Source organism: Capsulimonas sp., from assembly GCF_039929585.1.
GTDB lineage: Bacteria > Armatimonadota > Armatimonadia > Armatimonadales > Capsulimonadaceae > Capsulimonas.
This window is the reverse complement of record NZ_JBDSQY010000078.1, coordinates 1-24,631: the sequence shown is the minus strand read 5'-3', so window position 1 is coordinate 24,631 and position 24,631 is coordinate 1. Positions and strand designations below refer to the sequence as shown.

Below are 24,631 nucleotides of genomic sequence, written 5' to 3'. Positions count from 1 at the left end.
GGAGGATTGAGCTGGGGTAGGTCAGCCTCTACACAGCCTGTTCTTCTTTTGGGGGTTCCCACAGTTCGATCCGATTGCCTTCGGGATCAGTGATCCAGGCGAAGCGGCCATATTCGGAATCGTCGCGCTTCGGATCGATCTCGACACCCTCTGCCGTGAGCGCTTCCAGGAGAGCGTCGAGGTCATCCACTCGGTAATTGACCATGAACGCAGCTTTTGTTGGTTCGAAATAGTCTGTGTCCTCGGGAAACGGCGCCCAAACGGTGACGCCTTCCTCGGTCGAAGGCTCCGCGCCACGCCATTTGAACATCACTTCGCCGTGCTCGCCCAGCGGAATGCCGAGATGGCTTGCGTACCAATCGGTCAACACCTTTGGATCTTTCGACTTGAAGAAAATTCCGCCGATACCAGTGACACGTTTCATCGCTTCAACTCCTAGTCCGGATTTATGACAAATCGATTAAAGCGGGCGCACTCCGCTGAATTGTGCTGTAACCACATACCAAAGCCAAAGGAGACGCCTGTTTGGCCAAAGATACACCACTGAGTCTCGACTTTCCTGCTCTTGCCGGCGAGCGAGTGATTGAACTGAATATTTAATAGTGCGCTAACTGGGTCAAAGCAAGCATAAATCTTCGTAAATAATTTGGGCTAGGCGCGGTGCGCCAGCTCCCCCCGGCACAGTCGGGTGTAGGACGCTTCCGAATGCGGGGGAAACGCCGATTCGTCGTCCCAATCGAGCTCGCGGCTGTCCCATCGGTGTTCGAGCCACAACCGCCGGGCGACTGCGGCGCGGTGCCCATGACGCGAATCCCGGCAGCCGCACAGCAGGATCATGGGGCCGGCGATCTGGCGCAGAAACTCCAATCCCAGATGATAGTCGATGATGGAGCTCGCGCCGGCCGCCGCGCCGCAGCCATCGTGATCGGCCAGAGCGATGCAGCGGACATACCGGTCTCCCAAAAGCTCCCGCAGCGCCGAGCCGCGCCAGCGCCGAGCCGCGCCAGCGCGGCTCGGCCGCCATCAGCGCACTATAGCGGATATCCACCACCGTCGCGTCCAAACGCTCCGCGATCCGCCGCAAATCCTCGGGAGCGCGCCCAGGATAGCCGCAATGATAAAGCTCGCCCATAATCGTCCTCCCGTGATCATTAATTTTCTTTAAGAACATATGTTCGTTATTCTTGAGCGAAGAAATCCCATATCTAGATTAAAATGATACCATTTTGCGGCGATTATGTCAAGAGATATTTTGATAAATAGTATAGTTTTGTTCCATTGATATCGCTGCCGATACTATTTTCACGCATTGCAATCCATCTTTCTGACTGTCTGCTTGTTTGAACTTGCAATTAAATGGCTAATATCTTCTGTGTTTTGCCGTTTCTTCTAGTATAATACTGTGATCAATACTAGAACTTTGACTCGATTTTCGACATCATATATCTATTGGAGCAGTGGTCCATGAGGACATGAGGAGCTCTCATCCATGCATAGCGGCAGTTTCTATCGCTCATTAGTGAGCGCGACATTGATGACGGTCATTCTGACCGGAGGAGCGGTTTTCGCCGAGCCGAGCAGCTCAGCGAAGTCCGGAGTTCACGTCGCCAAAACCAAGGAAATCGCAGATCTCTTTCAGCAGGGCCTCAAGCTTGAGGACGCGGGCGATTATGTGGGCGCGGAAAAAGTATTTCTCGACGGCCTGGAAAAATCGAAAATCGCGAAGGATGACAGCAATACCGCCGCCTTTCTCGATCAGCTCGGCTTTGTCTGCTATAAGACATCCCGCTGGGCGCAGGCTGTTTACTACGACACGCTGAACTTAAGTTTTTCTGAGAAGAGTGGTGACGACACCGCGATCGCCCGCAGCCTGAGCGCTCTCGCGAATGCGACCCTCAAACAGGGCCAGGCTCCTCGCGCCATTACCCTCCAGACGCGGGCGCTGGAGCTGCGCAAGAAGCTGGGCGAGCCGCATGCGATCGCCGTCACGCAGGCTGATCTGGGAACGGCCTACGCCGTCTCCGGCGACTACGCCAAAGCCGTAGACGTCTACTCAGATGCATTCATCGCCTTCGACAAAGAGGGAAACAAAGAGTACTCCGCGTATACCGCCAGCAATCTCGGCCGCGCCTTCACACGTCTGAAGCAGTACGACAAGGCTCTGGACAGCTTCAAACGCGCCGGCGCGCTCTACGCGCAGCTGGGCGACAAAGTCGCGCAGTCTCAGACTCAGAAGGATATTGGCGTCGTCTACGAGCGTTCCGGACGGATGGCGGACGCCAAAGCGGCTTACGCCGAAGCGGACCGCATCATCGCCTCTGCTCCTCAATAGCACTGATCTGGGATTCTTGCGCATCGATTCACGGCCGCCCCCAAGGCGGCCGTTTTATTTGTCTTCTTGTGTTTTCAGACGCCGGCTTTGTTCCCAGCGTTTCGCCCGACAAAGCCTTCCCCCCACTCCCGCATCTGACAAAGGATTGATTCCAGTGTCTGTCCGTACTCCGTCAACGAGTACTCGACCTTAGGCGGGATTTGCCGGTAGATCTCGCGATGCACGACGCCGTCTTCCTCCAACTCGCGCAGCTGCAATGTCAGCATCCGCTGGGTGACGCCCGGCAGCATCCGCTGCAACTCCCCAAACCTCTTCGCGCCGCCCAGCAGATGAAACAGGATCACCGACTTCCATTTGCCGCCGATCACATCCAGAGTCGCTTCCACCGAACACCCATACGAGCAGTCAAATCGTTTCGCGCGCATTTCTCTTTACTCCATTAGTTCCTTTTTTGTGAGTATAACACAAATATGTGCGTACTTGCGCTGAACGCTTGTATTCGTCATAATCAAGCATCATCAGTGGATGAGGAGAACAACCATGAAACGTTATGAATTACGAAATGGATCGGGCCTGGAGGCGCTGACGCTTACGGAGCGCGAGACGCCGCAGGCCGGATATGGACAGGTACTTGTGAAGATCCGCGCCGCGTCCCTCAACTACCGGGACTTAATGGTGGCCGAGGGCAGCTATGGCGCGGGCACGGAGGAGGGCTTGGTTCCCCTGTCCGATGGAGCTGGAGAGGTGATTGCAGTCGGCGAGGGGGTGACGCGGGTGAAGGCCGGCGACCGCGTCGCGGGAATCTTCATGCAGAAGTACCTCGATGGCGAGCTGACCCGCGAGAAGTCCGTGTCCGCGCTGGGCGGCGCCATCCCCGGTGTTCTCTCCGAATATGTCGTATTTCACGAAGACGGAGTTGTCAAGTTTCCGGATTATCTGTCGTACGAAGAAGCGGCGACGCTTCCCTGCGCCGCCGTCACGGCGTGGCAGGCGCTGGTCCATGTGGGCGGGATCAAGGCGGGAGACACCATCCTCTTGCAGGGAACCGGCGGCGTTTCACTGTTTGCGCTGCAGTTCGCCAAGATAGCGGGCGCCCGTGTGATCATCACGTCGAGCAGCGATGAAAAACTGGAGCGCGCCAAAGCTCTGGGCGCGGATCTGACGATCAACTACCAGAGCGAGCCGGAATGGGGCAAGCAGGTCCTGGCGCTGACGAATGATTATGGGGTGGATAATATCGTCGAAGTCGGCGGCGCCGGCACCCTCAATCAGTCCTTGGCTGCGGTCCGTTACGGCGGCGTGGTTACTCTGGTGGGCGTGCTGACCGGAGCGGCGGGCGAGATCAAAACCGGCATGATGCTAGGGAAGAATATCCGAGTGCAGGGCATCTATGTCGGCTCAAGAACGATGTTCGAATCCATGAACGCCGCCTTGCTTCAGCATCAGTCTCATCCTATCGTCGATAAAATTTTCGGATTTTATGAAGCTTCTGAAGCGTATGCGTATCTTAAGACAGCGAGACACTTCGGTAAAGTCGTCATTCGTATTGGCGATTGAGCCGAATGTGGCTTGCGGGCAAAACATGTTTGGATCTTTTAATTGTGATTTAGCATGCAGGCATATGCTAATTTAGAATTCAAAAATCCCGATTTTTTTGCCCGGCATATGCTCGTCACTCCCACGTGGCCTGCGATGGCGGAATAGGCCGCCCGACAGAACAACCAACGAGGAAAGAAAACATGACCGACCGCAAGAAGATCGCACTTTGGGGCGCCACGGCCCTCACCGCGGGCCTGCTGTTTCTCAGCGCCCCGGTTTCGCGCGCCGAAGACCCGTCGCCGCCCACGCCTCCGGCCGCTCCGGCAATTCCCGCCGATCCCGCGCCGACCCCGCCGCTGACGCCCGCGCCACCGTCGACGCCGCCCACGACGCCGCCGGCGGTCCCCACGCCGCCGACCCCTCCTGCGATTCCGCCGACGGATCCGGCCCCAGTGAAGCCGATCGACCCGGCCGTTCCCGCGATCCCGGCCACTCCGGTGACTCCGACCGTCCCCGCGACGCCGACCATGCCCGCCGCTCCGTAGCGGGCATCGACATCCAGTCTATGACCTTCGCTCTGCGAAGGCGGAAATAACGGCGGCCCCGCGTGCAATGCACGCGGGGCCGTTTTCAGTTGGTTTTTGGATTCGGCCTCTACGCCGCGCGCAGCACGTATAAAATCCCGTTGGTGGCGGTGCAGGCGAGGGTGTCGCCATAGAGGGCGAGGCCGGCGGAGGCGATGCGGGCTCCGGGTGTGGTTTCGTAGGAACGATGGACGATGTAGTCGGTATCAAGGGTGTAAAGACTGCCGTCGTCGGAGCCGGCGTATACTGTGGAGCCACTGCATACGGGGGCCGTGCGCAAGGGAGCGGCGCTGACGCGCCGGGAGCGGATCAAATTGCCGGTGTCGGCGGCGATCATGTGCAGGAAGCCGTCGTTACCGGCGACGAACAGCAGGCCATCGGGGGACAGCGCCGGGGACGCCGTGACGCCTTTAGGGGTGACCAGGGTGCGCCATCGGATGGCGCCCGTGGCGGCGTCGAAGGCGTAGACCGTTCCGGTCATGGTCGCGGCGTACACCGAGCCCTCATGAAAGATCGGCGCGGCGTTGAACGGGCCATCGGCGGCGGTGCGCCATGTTTCGGTCAGATGGTCCAGGTCGAAGGCGTAAACATGGGAGTCGTCGCAGGCGGCGAACGCGGCGCTGTTTTCAACGGCCGGAGCAGTGTCCAGGCGTCCTCCGAGCTGGAAGACGTGTCGGATCGCCCCATCCGTCCGGTCCAGGACGTACAGAGAATCGTCGGCGGGGACAAGGACGGTCCCCGGAGTGGCCAGCACGCCGCCATAAACGGCGCCCGGAACGCGGCTGTTCCAGCGGAGCGCGCCCCGGATGGCGTCGATCGCCGTGACGGTTCCTCCGAGAGTAGCCGCGTAGAGCATACCGTCCGTCGGATCGATGGACATCGCGCCCCGATCAGGGTACAAGCCGCGCGAGTCGGACAGTTCGTGCTCCCAAAGGGCGGCGCCCGTCGCAAGCTCAAAGGATTGAATGAACGCGCGACCGGCCGTCGAGTCAATCGCCGCGGCGATCACCATGCCGAACGCCAGCAGTGGCGCGCTCCATTCCAGCGCTTCAGCGGCATTGGTGACAGGGAACGAAGGGGACGACCAGCGGCGCGCCAGCTGAATGCCCAGCGGCAAAGGATCGCCGCCGTCGCGCGCCGGCCGGCCACCGGGGCTTGTGGTCCAGTCGCGTTCTCGTCTTAAGATGTGCGAAGCGTTGACGCGGCAGGTGTGCGCGATCCAGGTATTCGGCGCGCCGCAGACGGAGCACAGCCGGATCCGTTCGCCGCAGCGGCGGCACTCGCGCGTGCCTTCGGGCAGCGCCGCGCCGCAGTTCGGGCAGGACGCCACTGGCGGCACGATGCTCAGATCGATCGCAACATCTGCCGGCAGCGAGGCTGCGTCCTGCGCCCCCACCGCCAGATACTGCGCATGCAGCGCCGCCTTGATCGGCGCCAGCGAGCTGTCTCTGGCTCGCTCCGGCCGGAGCTCCGCCACCAATGTCTGCACGGACAGCGGCGCCAGCGCGAACTCCTGCGGATAGATTTCGACCCATGGCGCCGGCGACCGCACGCCGACATGCAGCACCGCATGGGCGTCGTCATTGCGCACCGTCGCCGTGCGCCGCGTCGCCGCGCCGTCGCCGGGGAGTTCCTGGGAGAAATCGAAGGTAGTGAGGTCGATGAGGGGCATGGAAGTTACTTGATCTACTCGCAAATGTCCACGGGTGGCATGCCGGCAGCTTTGGGCAGGCATGGATTGCGTTCAGCGGTTCCAACCAATGGTGGTCGGATGCGTTTTGCTTCATGCTGGCCCAGAGCTGCTGGCATGCCACCCATGCGCTTACTTTGGTCGGCTTTAGGCCGAGATCCTAATCCCGCCCAAACGCCTCGCGCCGGGCGTCGCGGTCGCTGTCGCGGGCGGCGATGCTATCGCGTTTGTCCCAGAGCTTTTTGCCGCGCCCGATTCCGATCTCGATCTTGACATAGCCGCGATCGAAGAAGAGTTTGGTTGGGACGATCGAAAGTCCCCGCTCATTCACGCGGCTGGAGATCTTGATGATCTGCCACTTGTGCAGCAGCAGCTTGCGCACACGACGGGATTCGACGTTGTAGCGGTTGCCCTGGTCGTAGGGGGCGATGTAGAAGTTGTTGACCCACATCTCGCCGCCCTGCACGCGGCAGAACGAATCCTGGAGGTTCGCCAGGCCCAGGCGAATCGATTTGATCTCCGTGCCGGTCAGCGCGATGCCGCAGATGTAAGTCTCTTCGATCTCATACTCGTGGCGCGCTTTTCGGTTAAGAATGGAGACGTTGCGCTTCTTAGCGTCGTCCTTCCCTTTAGTCCCAGTAGCCATATCTCTATTATAGCAGATTCGAGCCGATGGGAAACGTCCGGGAAGCCGCACGTTTAGCGCGCGGCTTGGGGCTGCTTGGTGGAGGTAGACATCGTGGTGCGGTTGCGTCCGCGGTCCTTGGAATCGTAGAGCGCGGCGTCGGCGCGCGTCACCAGATCGACCGGGGCGTAGATGTCCATGCGCACGGCGGAAACGCCGAGACTGATGGTGATCGCGCGGCGGGGCCATTCCTGCTGTTCAATGGCCGTCCGGATACGTTCGGCCAGATGGAACGCCGCCAATTGATCTGTCTGCGGCAGGATGATCGCGAATTCCTCTCCGCCATAGCGGGCGACGGTATCGGTCTCACGCGCTTCGGAGCGGAGAAGATCGGCGACCCGTTTCAGCACGACGTCGCCTTCAGGATGCCCGAAGGTATCGTTGTATTGCTTGAAATGATCGACGTCGAGTAGGATCATCGACAGTGGGATACCATGCCGGCTCGCGCGCCGCCACTCGGCGTCCAGACGTTCCTGGAACGTGCGGTGGTTGGTGAGACCGGTGAGGCCGTCGGTGGTGGCGAGGGTCTCCAGGCGGGCGTTCTGCTGCTCCAGCAGGATCTGCGCGCGGACCAACTCCTCGTTCTGGGCCTCCATCTCGATCTGGACATTCTGCATCGCCTCGTTTTTCGCCAGGACTTCGGCATGCATGGCTCGCAGGTCGTGATGCGCCTGCGCCACGGCCTGAGTACGCTCCGCGACTCGCGCTTCGAGAATCTGGTTCGATCGGCGCAGTCGGCGGCTGCGCAGGGTCATGCCGGCGATCGGCAGCGAGATGATAAGCAGGACAGCAAGAATTCGGAACGGCAGCGATTCGTAAAAATGCGGACGCAGGGTGAAGGCGAACGACGCCGAGCCGATTACCAGCGGATTGGCGCCCTCACGCACGATCACCCGGAACGTATAACTGCCAGGAGGCAGGTTGGTGTAACGCACGCTGTGGTCGTCGACAGCCTCGGTCCAGCCCTTATCGAACCCATCGAGGCGGTACCAGTAACGGAACCCGCCGGAACGCATATAGGATAAGCAGGCGAACCGGAACTTGGCCGACCCTTCGCCTGGCGATTTTGTCGCCGCGTGGTTCGCCGATGTAGGAACGCCGTTCAGAAACGCATCCTCGATCACGACGGGCTGCTGCTCCACGGTCGCCATCTGCGGGACGATGTGAGCCAGGCCATGCTGTCCGGGAAAGAGATATCCGCCGCCAGGAGCGAGCGAGCCGGCGGGAGAGGTCGCCGCCGCTCCTTCGCCGGCGTCCACGCCGACGGCGGCGTCGAGCGGCGTGCAGACGAAGGAGCGGCTTTTTCCGTCCGCGTATTGGCTGATCTCATCCTCGTTCACAGTGAAGACGCCCTTGCTGCTGTTGATGTACAGCGTGCCGTCGGGGTCTTCCATGATTTTATGCACGGAATCGGCGTAGAGGCCGTCCATGGCGTTGATCGTTTGGAACTTACCGTTTGCATAGCGCACGATGCCCGCCCCCCAGGTTCCCATCCACAGGTCGCCGTTTCGGGAAAGAAGGATGTCGATAACGGGTACGGACGGCAGTCCTTGATCGGCTCCGAACCACTGCATCTTTCCGCCGGAAATGTGGCCGACGCCCATGCCGCCCGAGACCCAGACGCCGTCCGCTCCATCTGGGCAGATCGCATAGGCGCGGCCGCCAAAATCCGGATTGGTCAATCCGAAGCGCCGTACGTGTACGCCGTCATAATGGAAGATGTCAGGCCCTGCGATCCAGAGGCCGCCGTGTCCGTCCTGCTGGATCGCACTGATTGTGCCCAGAGAAGAGTTTGCCGGCTTCGCCAGTGTCAGGGCGAAGGGCGTGGTCACATCCTGGACGCTCTGAGCGAGATCCCAGCGATAAAGCCGTCCAGACCGGCTGACCCAGAGGCCGCCGCGCTCATCCTCGCACAGCGAACCGATCGTTCCCGTTCGGAGGAGCGCCGGCGCCGCCGCAATCCATTTGTCTCCTTGAAGCCGGCCTACTCCCGCTCCCGCCGTGCCGACCCAGGTGCGGCCGGCGCGGTCCACCAATACACAGCTGACTTCGGCATTCGGCAGTTGAACGCCGGAGTAAAGCGTGCGATTGAGCAGGGGACGCCGCCGCTGCAGGCCATCGCGCGTTCCGACCCAGACGACGCCTTCGTGGTCGCGCAGGATCGGCTTCGCACGCCACTCTATCGCGGAAGCGCTGCCCGTAACGCAAAATTCTGGACCGTTCGCTCCGCACAAAACGATGCTGTTCTTGGACTGGCCCTGGGTTGTTCCCCAGACATTGTAGTATTGATCTCGGAACAGCGCCAGCGTCATCGTTCCCAGCGGATAATGGCCCGTGACCGTTAATCGCGCACCGGACGGGCGCAGTCGATACAGGATAGGACCTATCTGTGTCCAAAGAGCGCCATCGCCGGACGCCATGATCTGTGTGACGGGCTGAGCGGCGAACTCCTTGGGCGTGACGTTCTTCAGTTTGCCGTCGTCGGAAAGAAGATAGAGCCCATTGCCTCCGCCGACCCAGATCTGACCTTCGGAATACGCCATTGAACCGGACGATCCGAAGGGAAGCGCCTCCAACTCACGGGGCTGCCCCGCCTCAGCCACACGATAAACCTTGGACATCTGGGAGAAGTAGAGAGTCCCATTGGGCGTTACGACATACTGGGGTTCGGGCCAGCCGGTAATGCCGGTGCAGTCGGTGAAGTTGGCCCACTCGGCCAGTTTGCCCTGTTCGCAGCGGTAGAACCGCGAGTCTGTATGCACATAGATGCGCCCGTCGAGCGCCCGGAAAATATTGTGGACACGGTTCATGCTTCCGTCGTTGACGTGAGGCGTCATGTCCTGAAACACGCCGCTGTGCATCCGTGAGACGCCGGAGCCAGCGTGTATCCAGAGGTTTCCGTCTGAGTCTTCGACGATCTTGCGGATATTGTTGCTGACGAGTCCGGGAGTGCCGCGCGTGGTAAATGTGGTGAAATGCTCGCCGTCGTAGCGGACCAGCCCTTCTTGAGTGGCGAGCCAGAGATATCCTTCGCGTGTCTGATGGATCGATTTGATCGACGCCTGCGGAAGACCGTCTGCGGTGGTAAAGGTGGAGGCGACATACTGCGCCAGCGGCAGGCGGGCGCGGGCCTGGGCGGCGCAGCAGAGCAGAGCGGCAAGAATCGCAACGATTCGCGCTGCGTGGGGCGCTCGCCAGGAGCCGGGCTTTCGCCTCAGAAATCTTCGCAAAAATTGTTCCATGGATATAGTCCGCGTGTTACCCTTCCATTATCGGCGGATCGCAGCAATCCATGGATAGGAAATATTGGCGGAATCCTAGTATGCGTCCATTTGATTTCTCGCCAAACCCCGTGTATAATAAGAGCGATTGGTCTTTGTCCCGCGCGGGGCGGCGGCGCGAGCCGCCATGGTTGGATGCTTGGAAACGGGATTGGCACGGACTTTGCAGTGTTGGTAGATTAAGCATCGAAAAAATTGTTGATCTCTCCGCTGCTTGATCCCCCGGACCGGCGCGTCATTCCCCAGCCGGCCTCGCGTTTCAAAGAAAGGTACTTTGCATGAATATTTGTGTGATCGGCACAGGATACGTTGGATTGGTGACGGGAGTTGTCTTCTCGGACCTCGGCAACGACGTTGTCTGTGTCGATAAGCTCTCCGCGAAGATCGACGGACTAAACAAGGGGATTATGCCCATCTACGAGCCGGGCCTCGAAGAGATGGTCGCCCGAAACGTGGCCGACGGCCGCCTTCAGTTCTCCACCGACCTCGACGCCGCCGTGACTAAGGCGGAGGTCGTCTTCATCGCCGTCGGCACGCCGCCGCGTGAAGATGGCTCCACTGACCTGTCCTACGTCGAAGACGCCGCCAAGGGCGTCGCCCGCGCGCTGAACAGCTACAAGGTCATCGTCAACAAGAGCACCGTCCCGGTCGGCACCGGCGACTTTGTCCGCCAGACGATCATGACCAACCGCCGCCGCGCCGTGGACTTCGACGTGGTCTCGAACCCCGAGTTTCTGCGCGAAGGCTCGGCCATCACCGATACTCTCGTCCCGGACCGCATCGTCATCGGCGCGCCAAACCGCGTGGTCGCCATGCGCCTGCTGGAGCTTTACGCGCCGCTGGAGCGCCCGATGATCATCACCGACGTCGCAAGCGCCGAGATGATCAAGTACGCCTCCAACGCCTTTTTGGCCACCAAGATCTCCTTCGCCAACGCCGTCGCCAACATCTGTGAAGTCGCGGGCGCGGACGTCACCCAGGTCGTCAAGGGCATGGGCCTCGACAGCCGTATCGGCGCTCCGTTCCTGTCGGCCGGTCTCGGCTACGGCGGTTCGTGCTTCCCGAAGGACACCCGATCGCTGCTGCACACCGCGCAGGAGTTCGGTTATGACTTCCCGCTTCTGAAGGCCACGATCGAGACGAACGACGAGCAGCCGCGCCGGTTCATCCGCAAGATCCACAGCGTTCTGGGCGGCGACGACCTCAAGGGCCTGACTGTCGGCGTCCTTGGCCTCGCCTTCAAGCCGAACACGGACGATATGCGCGAAGCGAAGAGCCTCGACGTCATCACCGACCTGCTCGCCTGCGGCGCGACGGTGAAGGCTTACGATCCGATCGCCATCGAGAACACGCGCGCCATCTTCCCTCACATCACCTATGGCGCCAACGCCTACGAAGTGGCGGCGGGCGCGGACGCCCTGATCGTGGTGACGGAGTGGAACGAGTTCAAGACCCTGAACTTCGAGCGCCTCGCCAGCATCATGAACCGGCCATTGATCCTGGACGGCCGGAACATCTACGATCCGGAGACGGTTCGCCGCAACGGCTTCGAGTACCACAGCATCGGCCGCGCGCCGCTGTCCCCGATTGGCGCTCCGACCGCCGCCAAGCCCGCTACCCAGAAGGAAGCAGTCCCTTCCGTATGATCGCCTCCAAAACGTTCGGGCCGCTGATACAGCGGCCCGGCGTTCGACAATTCGTAAAGTTCGGGATCGTCGGCGCAAGCAGCTCGGTCATCAACTTCGGCGTCCTCAACCTGCTTTACCACAAAGCCGGTTTTCCGCTGATGTCCGCCCTCACGGTCGCATTTCTCCTGTCTGTGTGCAACGGCTTCATCTGGAATCGCCGCTGGACATTCAAGGAGAGGCGTAGCCATTCCCCCCAGGCGCAATCCCTGCGCTTCCTTGCCGTCAACATCGTCGCCTTTTTACTCAACAACTCGATCGTCACCCTGATCGTCGCCCACTTCACCAGCTCCGGCGGCGGATTGATCGGCGACCGATCCCACTTCACCCAAGTTCTGAACGACATTCTGACTGGCCAGGGGAAAGCCCATTACGGCTTCTGGCTCGTCAACGGCGCCCTCGCCGCCGCCACCAGCGTCGTCGTCTTCTGGAACTACTTCGCCAACCGGCATTGGACATTTAAGAAGTAGTCACGGCGCAATATCCGACCACAACTCGGCTGCGACAAATTGGCTCAAATGTCCAACATTTGTGGTTGCGATTACAATTTCTAAATCGGTTTGAATAGAAAGAACTTGAGCGACGAGGATGACATCTCCGTCTAGAGCTTCTGGGCTGGATGTGGGAAGTCCATTATTTCTGGACTGCGCCCATAGCTTGGCGGCTAAATTGAGATCGGCGTCCTGAAGGGGAAGATAGCGCTCAGGAGTTGCGATGCAGAAAGCGCGCAAACGAGCAATCTGACTTGTTGCATTGAGGCGCTCAAGTTCACGCAGCGTTTCATAATAAGTGATGGCTGGAGCGATAACTCGATTGCCTGCGCGAATGCACTCTTTTACCCATTCTTGGCATCGGTCGAGAAGAGTGGGCGCTGCACCATGCATTGGCTCTCTTTTGGCAACACTGCTTAATGGAAAAGTGTCCAAAACAATCAGGCGCGGCATTATAGCTCCCTCATTCCGAGTTCTCGCCGCGTTTCGTTCGTTCTTCGCTCAAATTCACTCCAAATACGCTGCTCCTGTTCCATCTCCTCCGGAGTCATTTGTGCATCTTCTTTTTTCCATTCCGCGAACAACTGCAGCGTTGGATCAGAGTTCTCAGTATTGGGGGACAGATGCTCAGTGACGAGTTTTTTGACGAGTGTAGCCGTATCGAGGCCAGCATTTCGCGCTTCCTGTGCGAGTTGCGCTTCTTCCTTGGGTGAGAGATCGATTGTTACGGTCATGAAATCACCTCCGAACTTGATAACTTTATTATACCAAAGCCGCTTAACTCGGTGACGCCGTTTGCGTCGGGCTCAGCGTCAGCGCGACTTCCTTCAGCAGCTTTCCATCCAGATAGATATCAAATCGATAACTTCCAAACTTCTCGAACTTTAGGTTCGTGAGGTTGATGATCATCGGAATATTCACTGCACGCGCGGACGCGCCTGCGTGCGCTTCGAACGGCATTGGGCCGACATAGTTGACGGTGTGGCCATCGGCGTCGATCAGCTTCACCTCCAGCATATGCTTGATTCCCTGCTCCTGCATTTCCGCGCGCAGCGAAACCGCCAGCACCATCAGTGGATGCGTCGCGGGCAGCGTGGGGGCGAAAATGTCTTCAAAAATCCCCAGAATATTGAGCTTGCCTTCCGCCGAAACATTCGCCGCGTCCGCGATCACCGCCAGATTAAGATCCATTATTCTTTGCTCGCTCCCGCGCCTTGGCGCATATAAATTTCTTTTGGTCTGTGTCGATTATACCGGGCGGCAGCCACTATAATGAATCCAAAGGCTGTGCGCTTTGTCGCGGCAATGGGAAGGGAAACGAACCATGGGGCTCAAATGGGCCGGCAAATGGATATTGGGATGCATTTTCACCGTGTGCCTTGCGATTTGCGGAGCGCAGTCGCTGTACGCCGCGACTGACTTGTTTCACGATCTGCCCGGCAAGCCCGTCGCACAGCGCGTGCTGTATCGCTGGGACGGCAACTCTCCCAATCGTTTTTCCTGGGGGCGATACCAAGTGGTCATTACACATAATGACCGCTATGACGACGACTCCACTCAATTGTCGATCGTCAACTCACAAGGACGCGTGGTCAAGGAGATCAAAACGGCGTCCGTAGAGGAAGTCGGCTTGATCGAAATCACAGGACGCAAGCCGAGTGAACTGTATGTGCAGACGGCCCCAGTTGTGAATATTCGAACTCTTCGCCGCGCTTACTACTTTACTCAGTCGCCAAGCGTCCATACATTGATGACGACGATCTTCTTGTTTGACGCTGTCCATCGCCTGGCGGATGGTCGAGTTTTGTACGCTGTGAATAGCGTCGCGCCGATGGAGGGGCCATGGCTAATAGACGTGGAGATGTCGCATGGGGAATGCCCGGGGACCGTGGTCGTGGGGGAGCTTCGCGGCCGTCGATTTGTAATCCTCAATCGCCATTACCGCCAAGCTTCGATGCGTGAGGCGCAGGAATATCAACGTCAATTACTCGTATCGATTGAAGATGATGGAATCGCACGGATGGCGTTCGTCATCGGCTATTACGCCAATCTGTATATGATCGGGCGCAGCGCCGAAGCGCGCGCCTGGTTACGCCGGCATTTGCCGCCAGAGAGCCAGCAAGATTTACAGCAAGCGCTGCCAACGCTGAATGAATTCCTGCGACGCGTGCCGCGAGTGGCGTGGGTGTATGATCGCCGTGTTTATCAATTGGACGACAGCGGCAAATATTATTTCCCAGATCGATAAGATCACCGGGCCTCTGAGATAATTTGATCATACGGTCGATAGGTCATTTCAACTTGCTGGCCAAGGGTGGCGTTCCCGCCGAAATTTCCGCCTGCAGGAGCAAGTCCGAAGAGCCGGCCTCGCTGATCGAGTTCATCAACATCGCGGTAATTGGATCCTGAAATACGTGTGGCTTCTACAATAACGCCGTCACCATATTTTGTCACCGATGTCACCTTGAAGTGCGTACCCCATGACCGAGAGTAAAATGCCTCCGCGAGTGGCATGGGCGCCAGCGCGGATTTTGGCTGGAAGTAACATGGCCCGGAATCGGAAATGATCTCTCCTTTCCAATTGATCGCCTCAATGTTCAGCAAGTAAACGCGGTTTCGATTGAAGATGGGATTTTTCCCGGCCAAATCTAAAGTGAGATGAGTTTGAGACACCTCAATGGTATTCGAGCGATGATCGGACGGAATATTGAGGGGAGTCCAGATAATGGGTTGCCCCTTGGCGTTGTTATAGTATTCTCCTGTGATGATCCGATATCGGAAGGCGTGCGGGTACGGTTCCCATGACAGGGACAGCTGTGGTGCGGTGACCGGGATAGGATGATTGACTTTACCCAACGATTGATCAAAAGGGGCGTGGAGATTGACGCGGGAGCGAATCTGTGTGACTGGCAATACGCCGACATGGCTTTCCGCGATAAAGCCTTTATTTAAGATCAGTTTGTACTTTTCAATTTGATTCCCACGCGGTTCCGAGAGAGCGCCGCCGAGTTCCTGTGCAAAACCGTCGCCTGAAAACCGAGCGGCTGTCACTTGGCGATTGGCGGCGCGGTCTATCATGTCATTGATTCCCGAAGAGCTATAAAGCGCCCGGTAAACCGGCAGATAATAACAGCCGTCGGCGTCAGTAATCACATAAGGGTAGATGAGGAGGCAAGTGGGATGCTGCTGAGAATTTTTCATCCCGCTGCATCCAATGGAGGTCCGGAATCTCCATCCCACCACCGGCGAGCCGTCGTCATACTCGGTACGACCCGCAAGCACCGCAGGAGCGTCGCGCAGGGATGCCTTGACCCATTCCTGCCCTTTTTTGTAATTGCCGTGATGGTTGTACCAACCTCCCAGCAGATACTCCGCATAGAAAAAATGAGGATGCTTGGCGAGAATCCGCTCCAGCGAGGATTTGACTGAGGCCGGCGGTGCTTCCTGCCCATTCTTCCCAAAGAAATTGGCTGTCATTCCAGGGCCGATACGATCGATCAGATCCTGATTTTCCTTGGAAATCTCATAGTCTGGCGTTGCGCTGGTAAAAAGCCTCCCATGGTTCAGTGAAACGACACGTACTGGGCGCACGGTCCAGCCCTGCTGTTTGGCCCAATCGAAGTGCGGAGCGTCGATGCCTGCGCCGAGAAGCAGCACGCTGAAGCTAGCCGCCGCGAGGGCGCCGATGGTGACGCCGATTCGCAGGCGTCGCGTCAAGGCGCGGGCGGGCGTCAATGCCGCTGTCAGAATACGCTGGATGCGGCGGCCGACGGCGGATCGGAAGGGAACAACGCCGACGCCGATGGCCCGCTGGATGTGCGACCCTTGCCGCCGTTCCGCGAGAGTCAGCAGGAAGTTCGCGTACTCGCGCGGCGGGCAATCGCGTTCAACCACGGCAAGGTCACAGGCGTCTTCGCTGATATGCTCCAATTGACGGCAAAGCAGCCACAGGAAGGGCTGTGTCCAGAGAACGATACAAATCAGTCGTGCGGCAAGGTTCCAGATGCAGTCGCGGCGGCTAAGGTGCGCTAGCTCGTGCGCGAGCACCGCCCGCTGATCCGCAGGATCGGAATGCTGCACGAAGTCGCTGGAAAGAAAGATCGACGGTCTTACTACACCTGCGAGAAATGGGCTCGCAACGGAGTCATGGACAGACAGACTGGGAGGGCGACGGCTAAGCGCGGCAAGCGCTTCATAAACAGGGCCATCTGAGAGCGGCTGTGCGATATGCCGAAGGCGAAGCAGCGCGATTTGGCAGATGATCATCCAAATCAGCAGCAGTGCGCTTCCCGCGATCCATAGCCATGCGACAACTGTCAGGAACATCCCCATGACCGAAAGCGTGTACGGCGACGGAGGTTTCTGATCGGAGGCTGAAACGGGGTTTGACTCGGCGGCGCTGTCCAATGTCAATCGGATAGAATGTGTAGGAACAGCAATATCTGTCGCTGGCGGCGTGGAACCTCCGGCAGCCGTGGATGTGATGGCTGGTAAGGAGAGTGTCCAGGATGGCGGCAGTAAGCTGGAAAGCGGAGAGGCGATTGCGATGACGGCGACGCCCGTTAGCACCCAACGCCCAATCAGCGTCTGCAACCCGGGGCCATGTCGGCGCGCCGCCCACAGAGCGAGGAGGCCAAGCAGCATCAGAACGCCCGACTGAAGCCAAACGCCGATGGCAATCTGTGCGAAGATGATCATCGTGTTGCCTCCGGCTCGGTTTCCTCGTCGATCAGGGCGCGCAGACGACGCAGTTCGTCGTCCGGCACGCGCTCGTGCTTCAATAAGTGCGAGACTAATCCAAAGACCGAGCCGCCGAAGACGCGGGTGAGGAGGTCGCGTGTCGCGGTTTGACTGACGTCGGTCTGTTCTGAGAGCGGCTTGAAGACGAAGATGCGTCCCCGCGCCTCATGCGCCACCGCGCCCTTTGCTTCTAATTTGCGCAGCAGAGTCTGCACCGTGCTATGGGCAATGGGAGCCGTTTCGTTCAAGGCGTCCGTAATATCTCTCGCCGACGCCTCGCCGCGATCCCAAAGCACCTGCATAATTTGCAGCTGCACTTTACCCATCCGATTCGTATTCGCCATCAATGATCTACCTCGGTAAACGTTATTTGAAGTTTACCATGGTAAACGAAAAATGTCAAATTGAAATTTTAGAGGCGAAACATTTCACGGTTTTTCGCGTCTTTAAGAGTAAGGAAAATATTTATGAACAATCGTCGTCTCACGCCGCAAGGCTTTACTCTGATCGAGCTCCTCGTAGTCATAGCCATCATTGCGATTCTCGCCGCCATTCTGTTCCCGGTCTTCGCCAAAGCGCGGGAGAAGGCGCGGCAGACGTCATGTCTCAGCAACACCAAGCAGCTAGGACTGGCGTTTCTACAGTACATTCAGGATAACGATGAGGCGCTGCCGCTGTCGGGATCTCATGGGACGACTGCCGCCTGCGCCGGTGTTGGGAATGGCAGCTGGGTGCTGCCGGAACTGATCGATAACACGGCGTCCGCGTGCGCCTCGGATAAACTGCCGGTTCCGAACGGGGCGCTTTATACGTACGTCAAGAGCACGCAGGTTTACAAATGTCCGTCAGACCCGAACGCGGACCGGGATACGCTGAGCTACACGATGAACTCGCGGCTGAGCGGAATGACCGACGCATCCGTGCAGGCGCCGTCGGGATGCGTGCTTCTGATCGACGAAAACACGGCTGCGGGAACGGGGCATGTGCTGGACAACGGCAACTTCCTCGCCCCGACCGTCGACCTCCCCAGCGGCGCTCCGACATGGAACGATCTGCCGGCCACGCGCCATACCGACGGCGCCGTGTTCGCATTTTACGACGGCCACGCCAAATGGTATAAGCCCGAGCGGCTGAAGGCGGCGAACTTCGATCCGGCGGCTAATCCGTAAGCGCCTATGTGTCGAAAACAGCCTGACGTTGTTTGGAAGACGTCAGGCCGCGTCTAGTTGGGTTCTACTGGAAGTTACGGAACGTTACCGATTTTTCCGAAGTCACGAAAAAACCACGTAATTCGACCGATTCGGGATGGGCAGGATCCTTGATGTCTACGTAGCTGGGACTGCTGGACCATGCGGCGTCATCGATGAACGCAATCACTTGGACCGGCGCATCTTCGGGTAGGCTCTGAACCGATGTCGTCTTCGCATCACCGGGATGTCGGCAAATGTAGCCTTTGGTCGTAACTCTTCCGTTGCTGTCGCGGGCCTCAATCTTCATGGAGTGGCCTGGGGCTATTTCCGGGAACCGGACGATAACCCCTCCGGCGATCATGGATGGCGGCGTGGGCGGCTTCGCCTTGTTGTCCGCAGCTTGGCTGCCGGCGTCTCCGACGCGTGTCAGACGGATGATGGACTTCGCGCCGTCTAGAAACAATAAAGTGTTCCCGCTGAGCTGGTAACGTGTGGTTTGTTCCGAATGGAACGGCTTCGCCACGCCTTCGCGCCACATGGCCCGTGTCATGATAACCTTGAGACGATTCCCTTTCATTGAGTAGGTCCCAAAAAGATGTGGGATACTGTGGGCAGTGTTGCACTCGAATACGCCATTAGGTTTAAAGGCCACATAATCGTAGGAACGGCCATCGTCATGATCTGGATTGCTAGGCATCTTCCAAACTCCTAGCAGGGACGTTTCAGTGGGCTTCGATTTCGCCTGAACGCTCCACGGCAGCGCGGCGGCGGCCCCAAGCGCCAGGACGCACACTGTCGCCTTCATGCCCCATACGGGGGTTGTTATCATCCGTTTCATCGTTTGCAGTCTCCGTTTCAATAAGTGAAATCCGGCGCTCATTCCGAGGGATCCCGCTGGACAATGACGTCCGTGTTTCATTTCGAGATTGACGAGAAACTCCGCGTAACGGGCGGCGATCAATCCCCCAGACTCCAGCACCAGCATATCGCAAGCCTCCTCCCGAGCCAACTCCTCTTCACGGCGAGTAAGCCAAACGAGAGGATGCACGCAGAACAGGGCCGTCAGAATGGCCGTCGGCAGCGACCACCACAAGTCGGCGCGGCGCAAGTGCGCCATTTCATGCGTGAGCGTCATACGCCGCTGCTCTGGACTGAATATGTCGACTTGGTTCGCCGGCACGATGATGATGGGCCGCAGGAGACCGGCGACGAGCGGAGCCCCAATATCGGTGGATGTTTTGAGCGCCGGAAGTCGTTTGATTCCCATGCTGGCGGCGACTTGAGCTAAATCGTCCGTCCAGTTCCGTGAAACAATGGGAGCGGCGCGCTCGATCAATCGCCGCAGCGCCACCCACTGACCCAGCATTCGCGCCGCGCACCATAAGACGCCTATGAGCCACAAAGCAGCGAGGATCAACTCTGGCGATGGGAGAACGTGAGAGTTCTCAATGGCCGTACCCTGGATATTGGCCGAGGCGACGGCTGAGACCCCCGCGCCGGAATGGTGTATTGCGATCGGCGCAAAAGCAGCCCATCGCACCGGTGTGGTCCGCGCTGGAAGCATGATCGGAATGGCGCCTCCGAAGAGGCCCAGCGCTAGTTTAAGATAAGATAGTCGCCAGAGCCAGCATCGGGAGGAGGCTGAAAGGTGAGGAGCGAGACGGCAGAACGCCCAAACAAGCACGATGAAAAGTGTCCCTTGCAGGCTTGTCCGCCAAAGCACGGAGAGTACGGCGGCGGCATGTGCGTTTCCGGACATAAGGATCTGTGATAATGTCATGGCGCCTCCTCCTCATTTTCCGTAGGCTGCTCCAAGTCTTGAACCAGCAGTTTGAGTTGATTGGCCTCCGCGTCCGTCAGCCCCTGGGCGCGCGTGATGTACGCGACAAACGGCGCCAGCGATCCCCCCAGCGACCGCTGCACGAACTCCTGCACCAGCGATTCCAATACCTGCTCCTTGGGCTGAGCTGCGGTATAAGAAAACCCCGCCTCCGTTGCCTGGCGCGTGACAAACCCTTTTTTACGAAGATTTTCCATCGTAGTCAGTAGCGTCGTGCGAGCCAGACTATGAGTTCGGCCATACGTTTCCGTCATTTGACGGACGGTGAGTGGACCATGGTCAGCAATATGGCGCAACGCTTCCAATTCCTGAGCACCCAGTGAGCGTGTTCGCTGTATCACAAATTGTTCCTCCTCTCTTTGTGTCTGACTAATTGACTAGTCTGTCGCTATTATACGGCAGACTAGTCAATTAGTCAACAGGGAGAAAAAATTGTGTGCTCTCTTTAGTTCGCCTACGCTAACCCTTAGGGGCGGCGGTTTTGGGGGCTGAATGCAGACTTTTCGCGAGGGCGGCCAGTGTGGCGTCGTTTGCGTTTCCATCCGTCAGATCGATCACGAAGCCGTCCCAGTGCGGCTTCATGGCTTGCAGCGCCTCCAGCAGCTGCGTAGGAGAATCCGTCACGTCGCCAGAAAAGGCTTTGAGATTGAGGCGCGATTGTTTGCTCGCATCGACGGCGGTGCGTTCTGCATCGCCGCCGTTCCAGGGAGCCGTGACGATGCGCGGGAGCGGCTTCTGGGGATCCTCCCAAAGGCCGTACCATCCCGTATCCCAAACGCTGCCCTGTGCGGGAACGAGCAGTCCCAGAGGGCGGCCGGCGTCACTTTTCGCGGACGCCAGTAGTCTTCTCATGAAATCCGAAAAGACGGCCGCTAGGTATTCGTCCCACTGGGGCCGTCCCGCGCCTTCGAGCGCATAGTCACGGAACTCCGGGATAAACAGCGCGGATACGGCAGGCCCGGCATCGGCGTCAGGATCCATATCGATGGGATCGACGTGGCGGCTGCGCAGAAACGCCAGGCGCAGAGGCTCGGTGAATCCGAGGGTATATCCCAAAGTGCGGTCTTGAAAGGGATTGCCCCATTCATACCCAAGCGGCGCTTTCGCGCGCACGGCGACGGCGCCGACGCCGGGTGTTGCTGAGATGTGGGCGATCAGATTTGTCACTGTGTCCGCGACCATCGGAGCGGCGGGACTGACGAAGACTTCCGAGGGCGCTTCCATCGTTTCTGAGTTTTGGTTGGCGACATCCTGATAATGCTGACCCCATGCGCCCGCCTGCGCCGAGTTCTCGCCCAGCAGCGTCCGGTCTTGAAGCTCCTTAGGGGCGTCGGCGCCCCAGTCCAGCGGCGTCAGGATCGGAACGATGGAGACTCCCGCGCCCTGGGCTTTGGCGAGCGCTTCCGTAAGGATATCCGGGGAGCCGCTCAGATGCGACTGACCCTGAGAGAAAACATCCAGCCAGAGTTCGTTGAACCCGATCGCCTTTACTTGGGAGATAAGATGATCGACCTCGGCCGCCGTGCGCGGCTGTGCGATCACGGCGCGGCGCCCGAAATGGGCAAAGGCGGCCTTCAAAGCCGGCGCGGGTGGAGGCGGCGCCGGCGCGGCGGGCTTTGCGGCCTGTTCCTCCTGATATTTCTGAGCTTCGGCCCGGCCGCGCTTTTGCCAAAACTCTTCCTGCAGCTTTGACGAAGGGCGCAGGGCTTCCTGTACGCCGAGATAACTGTCCATCACGACCGTCCCATGCAGCGCCTCGGTGTCCAAAAGCACTGTCGACGTCGCGGAAAGCCAAATTGTCGTCTCGGTGGTTAGCCTCGTGGACGGATTTTGAGGATCGGTCGAGACTTTATGCGTGTCGTTCCAATCCCGGACTAGACTTTGGACGAGTTGCTGCTGACCCGGCGTGAGCGCGCTCAGGGGAACCCGGGAGGAAAGGTCGGCGCCGGGGATATAGCCCGGCTCGGCGAGCGCCGCCTTTTTCTGCGCATCGGTCATAGTCAGGGCGTCGCTCAGCATCGTTTCCTCCGATGTCGCGCGTCTCTGGATCGCCCTGTCTCCCGCAGCCGCGATCGCGGCCTTACGCTCCATCTCCGCCTGCTGGGCGAACCGTGTCAGGATCATGCGGCGCGTCCCAGAGCCGCGCAGATCGTTGGTCAGCACATACGCCGGGCCGACCTTGCGGTATGTACCGCGAACGCAAAGCGCGAGCGCCCGCAGCAGGTCTCTGGCGCGCGCGGACTGAGGGCCAAGGAGCGTTACTCGCTGTTTTTCATAGCGTCCGTCTGCATAAAGCTCCGTATGCGTGGCGACGCCGATGCGTGTGACCAGATCGCCGACCGTGCTGACGTTCGTCAAGTCGATCGCGGCGGAGAATGCGTCGCCCTCATCGCTCAGGTCAGACTTCTTCAGGACATTGGGAACGGTGGCGCGCAGGGTGGCGCCATAGACTTTCTCATGCGGACCCTCACCGCTGTTCCCGCCCAGCGCCGCGAATTCCGGAGCGCCTGTGACCGGCGCGGACGCCCCAATCGACGTATTCGGGTCACCCACGATCGGGATGGAAATTTCCGTGCGCCGCGTCAGTCGGAGACGCCCACTCAGAAGCTCGCTCATCTCTAACTTTGGTGGCGGTTCGACTAGGGCAAACTGCGCGAACCCGCCCTTGCGCGGAATAAATGAGACGACTCCGTCGGGAAACATCGCCCGGTAAAGCGCCTTCTGTTCCTCGGTCACTAGGTCTGAGACGCTGAGGCCGCGCTTGCCCGTGAGCAATTTCCACTGGTCGTCGCTCAAAGCCCCCAAGAGCATTTTGAACGCATCCGAGGACGGCATCCCGTCATAGGGATCCGGCTTGCCTGGGTTGGTATTGAGCACGGTCATCGTCGCGGGCGCGATCGCCGTGACATCGTGAAAGTCCTTCGCCAGAAACCCAAACGCCGCCGCGATGCTTGGCGCCCTTGCCTCCGAGGCTGGCAGCGGCGCCTCCTGCGGAAGATAGAGCCCCTCGGCTCCCACGGCAAGCGTCACTTGCGACTGCGAAGGCGGCGCTTTTTTCAGCGCCTGCTCCAATGTGAGCGGGTCGCGCGCCGGGCCGACGATAAAGGGAGGCTTGCCTTCCGGGATGATGGCCTGCGCCGAATCACAGACACACAAAAGCAGGGAGGCCACTAGAAAATACGACACTCGGTTCATATCTCCAGTATAGCGCGTTGCTCTGGAAAATTGAAGGAAAGAACTCGTGATGCGATCTATTGATACGCAGCGACTCTTTGGCGTTCGTCTCTTACAAGGAGAAAATCATGAACAATCGTACTGTCATCACTGCGGCGCTCGCCCTGGGAGGAAGCGCCGGCTTTTTGATGGGATCTGGCGCATTGCGCACGCAGGCGCAGCCGCCCGTAACGCCTGCGATAAGCCTCGCCGACGCCAGCGAATCGGCGCGGATCGCCACTCTGGAAAAGCGCGTGAAAGCTCTGGAGACGCGGCTCAATAAAGTCGCGGTCTTTGTTTCGCCATCGGGCAGGAACCCTCTCGCAACTTCTAATGAGTACCGCGCGGCGCCGCCACCGGCCCCAGAGTGGCGTGTTGTTCCGCTGGACAAAACAAACGCCGACCGTTAGAAAGCAAGGAGCGCCGGCCTTGCAACGTGAGGCCGGCGCGTCCTTATTTATGCAGCAATAGATCCTGAGATAGTCTTTTTGCAATCATGGCACAACAAATGCAGTGATAATTCATGAAGAAATTCCTTCGAATGATCTCCCGATCGCTGCGGGTTTCGAAGCGATGACACGCGATCGCGACAGACCGCCCGAATGGCCGCGCGGATCATCTCATCTCTAAGGATAATACTTCATGAAGTGTCAGCACATTGTTCTCGTCGCCTTCACATCCGCAGCGCTTGCTGCCATTGTGGTTTCGCCATCCTTCAGCGCAACGACGGTCTCGACATCATCGAACCTGACCCACAACTTCTTTGGCTTCAGTTCCGTCGGCCAGACGTTTACCGCACCGACCGACAACATTTTGGATAGTTTCTCCGCGACCTTCGTGGATACCCAGGCTCCGCTCACGTTCTCGCTTTTTTCCTGGAACGGATCGACGACGACCGGAAGCGCGCTCTACACCAGTGGGCCATTGGCGGGTACGACTGCGGGCGGAATCGCCACCTTTAGCTTCACGGGCATCAACACCACCCTGACGACCGGAAACACATACGCCGCTATCTTTGATGGCTCAGCTATCTACCAAGTAGAGGTCGCTCACGATCCCAGCATCGATCCCTACACAGGTGGTCAAATGATCGCCGGCTTGGGACCGGGATTGTTCACCATCAACGACAGCCAAAGTTTTTTAAAGTATGAGGATATGGGCTTCACCGCCAACTTCTCCGGAAGGGTGTCCGGAGTCCCCGAACCCGGCGCGCCCCTCACACTCGGCGTCTTCGCGCTGAGCCTCGCGGCGATTGTATTCCGCGCTCGAAAGACAAATTCGAAAACCGCGTAATCCGACGACAAAAGCAAACGCCGACGCCCGTGGACTTAACTGTCCACGGGCGTCGGCGTTTTTTGCTT

At 59.0% G+C, this 24,631-nt stretch carries 23 protein-coding genes; 9 read left to right on the top strand and 14 right to left on the bottom strand.

The features are described 5' to 3' along the window. Positions 1–28 precede the first annotated feature (28 nt). Entirely contained in the window at positions 29–424 is a 396-nt protein-coding gene (locus ABIZ35_RS05620) for a VOC family protein (protein ID WP_348218893.1), read from the bottom strand. A gap of 227 nt (positions 425–651) precedes the next feature. Then, a complete protein-coding gene (locus ABIZ35_RS05615; protein ID WP_348218892.1) occupies positions 652–963 on the bottom strand; it encodes a hypothetical protein in 312 nt (103 codons plus the stop codon). A 526-nt stretch (positions 964–1,489) separates the two neighbouring features. Between ABIZ35_RS05615 and ABIZ35_RS05610 the strand changes: the two genes are divergently transcribed. Beyond that, positions 1,490–2,332 carry a tetratricopeptide repeat protein gene (locus ABIZ35_RS05610; RefSeq protein ID WP_348218891.1) on the top strand — a complete coding sequence of 281 codons (843 nt, stop codon included), beginning with the start codon at positions 1,490–1,492 and terminating at the stop codon, positions 2,330–2,332. Between the two features lie 74 nt (positions 2,333–2,406). Here ABIZ35_RS05610 and ABIZ35_RS05605 read toward each other — a convergent pair whose 3' ends face one another. Beyond that, entirely contained in the window at positions 2,407–2,757 is a 351-nt protein-coding gene (locus ABIZ35_RS05605) for a helix-turn-helix domain-containing protein (protein WP_348218890.1), read from the bottom strand. A gap of 115 nt (positions 2,758–2,872) precedes the next feature. Between ABIZ35_RS05605 and ABIZ35_RS05600 the strand changes: the two genes are divergently transcribed. Together ABIZ35_RS05600 and ABIZ35_RS05595 are read left to right on the top strand one after the other, a co-directional pair. Continuing rightward, the gene (locus ABIZ35_RS05600; protein WP_348218889.1) at positions 2,873–3,889 is read left to right on the top strand and encodes an NAD(P)-dependent alcohol dehydrogenase; all 1,017 of its coding nucleotides are present in this window, start codon (positions 2,873–2,875) and stop codon (positions 3,887–3,889) included. A gap of 182 nt (positions 3,890–4,071) precedes the next feature. Beyond that, positions 4,072–4,416: a hypothetical protein gene (locus ABIZ35_RS05595; RefSeq protein WP_348218888.1), complete on the top strand. Its 345-nt coding sequence runs from the start codon at positions 4,072–4,074 to the stop codon at positions 4,414–4,416. Between the two features lie 109 nt (positions 4,417–4,525). Here the strand turns inward: ABIZ35_RS05595 and ABIZ35_RS05590 are convergent, their stop codons facing one another. From ABIZ35_RS05590 to ABIZ35_RS05580, 3 genes are all read right to left on the bottom strand, one after another. Beyond that, positions 4,526–6,127, bottom strand: a complete 1,602-nt coding sequence (locus ABIZ35_RS05590; RefSeq protein ID WP_348218887.1) for a PQQ-binding-like beta-propeller repeat protein — start codon at positions 6,125–6,127, stop codon at positions 4,526–4,528. Positions 6,128–6,305: 178 nt separating this feature from the next. Then, on the bottom strand, positions 6,306–6,791 hold the full coding sequence (gene smpB / locus ABIZ35_RS05585) for an SsrA-binding protein SmpB (protein ID WP_348218886.1): 486 nt from the start codon (positions 6,789–6,791) through the stop codon (positions 6,306–6,308). A gap of 53 nt (positions 6,792–6,844) precedes the next feature. Further along, the gene (locus tag ABIZ35_RS05580) at positions 6,845–10,072 is read right to left on the bottom strand and encodes a diguanylate cyclase (protein ID WP_348218885.1); all 3,228 of its coding nucleotides are present in this window, start codon (positions 10,070–10,072) and stop codon (positions 6,845–6,847) included. 317 nt (positions 10,073–10,389) lie between these two features. On the opposite strand from ABIZ35_RS05580, the gene ABIZ35_RS05575 reads away from it, so the two are divergent. Further along, positions 10,390–11,757: a UDP-glucose/GDP-mannose dehydrogenase family protein gene (locus ABIZ35_RS05575; RefSeq protein WP_348218884.1), complete on the top strand. Its 1,368-nt coding sequence runs from the start codon at positions 10,390–10,392 to the stop codon at positions 11,755–11,757. Continuing rightward, the gene (locus ABIZ35_RS05570; protein ID WP_348218883.1) at positions 11,754–12,266 is read left to right on the top strand and encodes a GtrA family protein; all 513 of its coding nucleotides are present in this window, start codon (positions 11,754–11,756) and stop codon (positions 12,264–12,266) included. Before ABIZ35_RS05575 ends, ABIZ35_RS05570 begins: the two co-directional genes overlap by 4 nt. Here ABIZ35_RS05570 and ABIZ35_RS05565 read toward each other — a convergent pair whose 3' ends face one another. From ABIZ35_RS05565 to ABIZ35_RS05555, 3 genes are read right to left on the bottom strand one after another with little or no spacing between them, the layout of a single operon-like run. Beyond that, positions 12,267–12,740: a nuclease gene (locus ABIZ35_RS05565; protein ID WP_348218882.1), complete on the bottom strand. Its 474-nt coding sequence runs from the start codon at positions 12,738–12,740 to the stop codon at positions 12,267–12,269. Continuing rightward, positions 12,740–13,021, bottom strand: a complete 282-nt coding sequence (locus tag ABIZ35_RS05560; protein ID WP_348218881.1) for a hypothetical protein — start codon at positions 13,019–13,021, stop codon at positions 12,740–12,742. The genes ABIZ35_RS05565 and ABIZ35_RS05560 overlap by 1 nt, the downstream gene beginning before the upstream one ends. A gap of 43 nt (positions 13,022–13,064) precedes the next feature. Next, positions 13,065–13,478 (bottom strand): hypothetical protein, encoded by a 414-nt coding sequence (locus tag ABIZ35_RS05555; protein ID WP_348218880.1) that lies wholly within the window; start codon positions 13,476–13,478, stop codon positions 13,065–13,067. 133 nt (positions 13,479–13,611) lie between these two features. Between ABIZ35_RS05555 and ABIZ35_RS05550 the strand changes: the two genes are divergently transcribed. After that, positions 13,612–14,535, top strand: a complete 924-nt coding sequence (locus tag ABIZ35_RS05550; RefSeq protein ID WP_348218879.1) for a hypothetical protein — start codon at positions 13,612–13,614, stop codon at positions 14,533–14,535. A 2-nt stretch (positions 14,536–14,537) separates the two neighbouring features. Here ABIZ35_RS05550 and ABIZ35_RS05545 read toward each other — a convergent pair whose 3' ends face one another. Both ABIZ35_RS05545 and ABIZ35_RS05540 read right to left on the bottom strand, forming a co-directional pair. After that, positions 14,538–16,985 carry a M56 family metallopeptidase gene (locus tag ABIZ35_RS05545; protein ID WP_348218878.1) on the bottom strand — a complete coding sequence of 816 codons (2,448 nt, stop codon included), beginning with the start codon at positions 16,983–16,985 and terminating at the stop codon, positions 14,538–14,540. Beyond that, positions 16,982–17,371 carry a BlaI/MecI/CopY family transcriptional regulator gene (locus ABIZ35_RS05540; RefSeq protein WP_348218877.1) on the bottom strand — a complete coding sequence of 130 codons (390 nt, stop codon included), beginning with the start codon at positions 17,369–17,371 and terminating at the stop codon, positions 16,982–16,984. The genes ABIZ35_RS05545 and ABIZ35_RS05540 overlap by 4 nt, the downstream gene beginning before the upstream one ends. Before the next feature lie 123 nt (positions 17,372–17,494). Between ABIZ35_RS05540 and ABIZ35_RS05535 the strand changes: the two genes are divergently transcribed. Further along, complete coding sequence (locus ABIZ35_RS05535) at positions 17,495–18,196, top strand: DUF1559 domain-containing protein (RefSeq protein WP_348218876.1); 702 nt, start codon at positions 17,495–17,497, stop codon at positions 18,194–18,196. Between the two features lie 64 nt (positions 18,197–18,260). On the opposite strand, the gene ABIZ35_RS05530 is transcribed toward ABIZ35_RS05535, so the two are convergent. The 3 genes from ABIZ35_RS05530 to ABIZ35_RS05520 all read right to left on the bottom strand — a co-directional run bounded on the left by ABIZ35_RS05530 (position 18,261) and on the right by ABIZ35_RS05520 (position 23,243). Continuing rightward, positions 18,261–19,997: a M56 family metallopeptidase gene (locus ABIZ35_RS05530; protein WP_348218875.1), complete on the bottom strand. Its 1,737-nt coding sequence runs from the start codon at positions 19,995–19,997 to the stop codon at positions 18,261–18,263. Further along, on the bottom strand, positions 19,994–20,398 hold the full coding sequence (locus tag ABIZ35_RS05525) for a BlaI/MecI/CopY family transcriptional regulator (protein ID WP_348218874.1): 405 nt from the start codon (positions 20,396–20,398) through the stop codon (positions 19,994–19,996). Before ABIZ35_RS05525 ends, ABIZ35_RS05530 begins: the two co-directional genes overlap by 4 nt. A 118-nt stretch (positions 20,399–20,516) precedes the next feature. Further along, on the bottom strand, positions 20,517–23,243 hold the full coding sequence (locus ABIZ35_RS05520; RefSeq protein ID WP_348218873.1) for a hypothetical protein: 2,727 nt from the start codon (positions 23,241–23,243) through the stop codon (positions 20,517–20,519). Positions 23,244–23,359: 116 nt separating this feature from the next. Here ABIZ35_RS05520 and ABIZ35_RS05515 point away from each other — a divergent pair, with 116 nt between their 5' ends. Further along, a complete protein-coding gene (locus ABIZ35_RS05515; protein ID WP_348218872.1) occupies positions 23,360–23,680 on the top strand; it encodes a hypothetical protein in 321 nt (106 codons plus the stop codon). 232 nt (positions 23,681–23,912) lie between these two features. Next, positions 23,913–24,563: a hypothetical protein gene (locus ABIZ35_RS05510; RefSeq protein ID WP_348218871.1), complete on the top strand. Its 651-nt coding sequence runs from the start codon at positions 23,913–23,915 to the stop codon at positions 24,561–24,563. The last annotated feature ends 68 nt before the right edge of the window (positions 24,564–24,631 follow it).